1 protein-coding gene and 2 pseudogenes are annotated in these 2,504 nt (G+C 45.8%); 2 read left to right on the top strand and 1 reads right to left on the bottom strand.

The features are described 5' to 3' along the window. Positions 1 to 656: pseudogene (locus tag AADEFJLK_RS26185) on the bottom strand (IS3 family transposase); the annotation flags it as partial. A 1,188-nt stretch (positions 657 to 1,844) separates the two neighbouring features. Here AADEFJLK_RS26185 and AADEFJLK_RS24820 point away from each other — a divergent pair. Both AADEFJLK_RS24820 and AADEFJLK_RS22710 read left to right on the top strand, forming a co-directional pair. Next, positions 1,845 to 2,015 carry a hypothetical protein gene (locus AADEFJLK_RS24820; protein ID WP_170065233.1) on the top strand — a complete coding sequence of 57 codons (171 nt, stop codon included), beginning with the start codon at positions 1,845 to 1,847 and terminating at the stop codon, positions 2,013 to 2,015. A 270-nt stretch (positions 2,016 to 2,285) separates the two neighbouring features. After that, positions 2,286 to 2,504: pseudogene (locus tag AADEFJLK_RS22710) on the top strand (hypothetical protein); the annotation flags it as partial.

The raw sequence follows: 2,504 nt of genomic DNA, 5'->3' as shown, positions 1-2,504 counted from the left end.
AAAACCGTGCGCCAGCCGGATATAGGTTATGTCCGTACTCCAAACGTGGTTAGGGCGGACAATGCCCAAGCCCCTGAGCAAATACGGGTAAACCGCGTGCGCCGGGTGGCTTTTGCTGGTGTTGGGGTCGGGAGCCATCCCCGCTAAGCCTAGGATGCGCATCAGACGCTGCACACGCTTGCGGTTGACACAATGGCCTTCGGCGCGTAGCCAACCACCATTTTCCGGCTGCCGTAAAAGGGGCGGCGGCTGTATTCCTCGTCCAACAGACGCAGCAACATCAGTTCGAACCTTTACCCGTATACACGGTTAACTGGGCGATGTCAGCCAAACGGCATTAGGGTTAACCCACGTTTGCCGCAGGCTTAATGGCTGATCCCGGACTTTTTTTCAACTAGTCCAATTTCCATATAGAGCTGTCTTATTTTAGCGTATAGGCGTTCGGGATCGCTTTGCGGGCAACCGCCTTTGGGTCGAGCTTCGTCTCAAACAGTTGCCCGGCATTCTCCAGCAAGGCTTTTTTCCAGAGGCCGACTTGCGTCGGGTGGACATCGTACTTTTGGGCTATCTCATTAGCCGTTTTTTACTTCTTTTACCGCCACCTTCGCCTTTTGTGCACCGGTCATCAATTTACGCTTTTTCTCACTTATTTTCATCCACTTTTTTATGATAGACACTATCTTAAATTGTTATCTGTTTTTATGGCTTCCTTGTAAAAGCTACTGTTCTTCGGATGGTTTAGGTTTAGATAAACGATTAAATAAAGATTAATTAAGGTTAAAAGAATAAGAGCTTATTTTTTTTAAAAAATACATTGTTAATCAATATTATATTGATATATTTTATTGATTATCCGTAACCTATTCCACTATTTTGGCTTTAATTTGCAATTAAATTTCCTTATTTTGACTCTGATTATTTCATAATTTAATATTCCGTAACCTATTCCACCCTATTTTTTGGGTATCCGTAACCTATTCCACCCTATTTTTTGGGTATCCGTAACCTATTCCACTATGTTTCATTTTTTATTTGCTTGTGGAAAATTCGGTTTTATATATGTCGTAACCTATTCCTAAGTAGTTCCGTAACCTATTCCTCTATAGTTAATTCGATATGTGTAACCTATTCCTTTATAAAAAGAGTGTGGGTTTCCAACTTGTTTTGTAACGTGCATCAATTAATTTTTGCTGATAGTCGGTTTAATGCCGTTATTGTGCTCTAAACAACACCGCCAAAAATTGAAATATAGAGCCAGAAGCCAATAAAGCGACATAATAAACTATTTTCACACTGGATTCGCTGAAACAAAACACCAAGCGTATTATTTATTTTTTCCATCTGCCGGCATACCCTGTATGCCGCTGGTGTCGCTTAATCAGCTTCGGAATCTATATGTCGATACTGGCAGCATTAGGATGGGTGACCGTTATCGCCTGCAGGGGCTTACCTGTTTTGATGCTCTTGTTATGTTTGCGTATGATTAAAATGTACTCCATCATAGTTACGGAATGGGGTGCCGCATCGGGTACGTCATCTCGCTCACTCTCTTAAACAGGATATCGGGTCAGCGGTAAAACCTTCAATCCGATTCACCAATGTCGATAATGGTAACCCAAGACCACGTTAATCAGCGGGCAATAAATACCATTGTAAATTCGGTCTTCATGGTGCTGCATCCTAAACTCGGTGCTCTTGTGTTTTTTCGGCGCGATTTGCGGCAAAGCCGATTAAGACGCTAATCAGGAAACGTTTTCATAAACACAGCAAGCTGTTGAGAGGCTTCGCTGCACAAATGGTGCAAGCAGAACGGGTATCACCGCCAAAACGCATATGCGGCCATAATGGGTGAATGGGTTGGCGATAAGGCTTCTGAATTGTGTCGTTTGCTGATGGCCGAATCGGGTGTAAGCGTACAGGCCGTTACCGAGACCACCGAAAAGGCTTCCGGTTGGAATGGGTCTGATCCGGGCGTTGGCCCGCAAACGGACGGCTCTGGCACCGTCATTTCTTAATTGCCCGGTCAAACGGCTTATTGCCGCTTATCTCTGGGGTTAGTGACACCGAATTATACCACTTTTTTGAGACTTATTGAAAAGACAAGGCGTCGTTCTGTCTGGCATACTATGGCATGAAAAATTTACCGCGGACAGGTTAACCAAGGGCAAAAAAAAAGCCCAAGCGCTCGAACACTTGGGCTTCCGCAATCCGTTTTGTCTGTCCCGTACCACCCGTAAAAGACAGGCTTCCTTTTTACCTAACCTGCTTCAAACCATAGGAAGGCAATGGCAGATTATACCCTACCCAATAAGAAATCAGGCAACAAATGCGGGCATAACCCGGCGTCGCCGCGCTATTTTTCGCCCCCCGAGAAACACGCCCCCCGCCCGAAAGTCCTGCCAGTCGCCATTGTACGGCTGATCGTGTATTTTTCCGACCCCAGCATCTTGCCGACCCTGAACGCCGCCAACGGGTCCGAGCGCCAGCAGCGCAGCGAGCGGCGG

This window comes from Methylovulum psychrotolerans, from assembly GCF_002923755.1.
Lineage (GTDB): Bacteria > Pseudomonadota > Gammaproteobacteria > Methylococcales > Methylomonadaceae > Methylovulum > Methylovulum psychrotolerans.
This window is presented reverse-complemented; position numbering and strand designations above follow the sequence as displayed.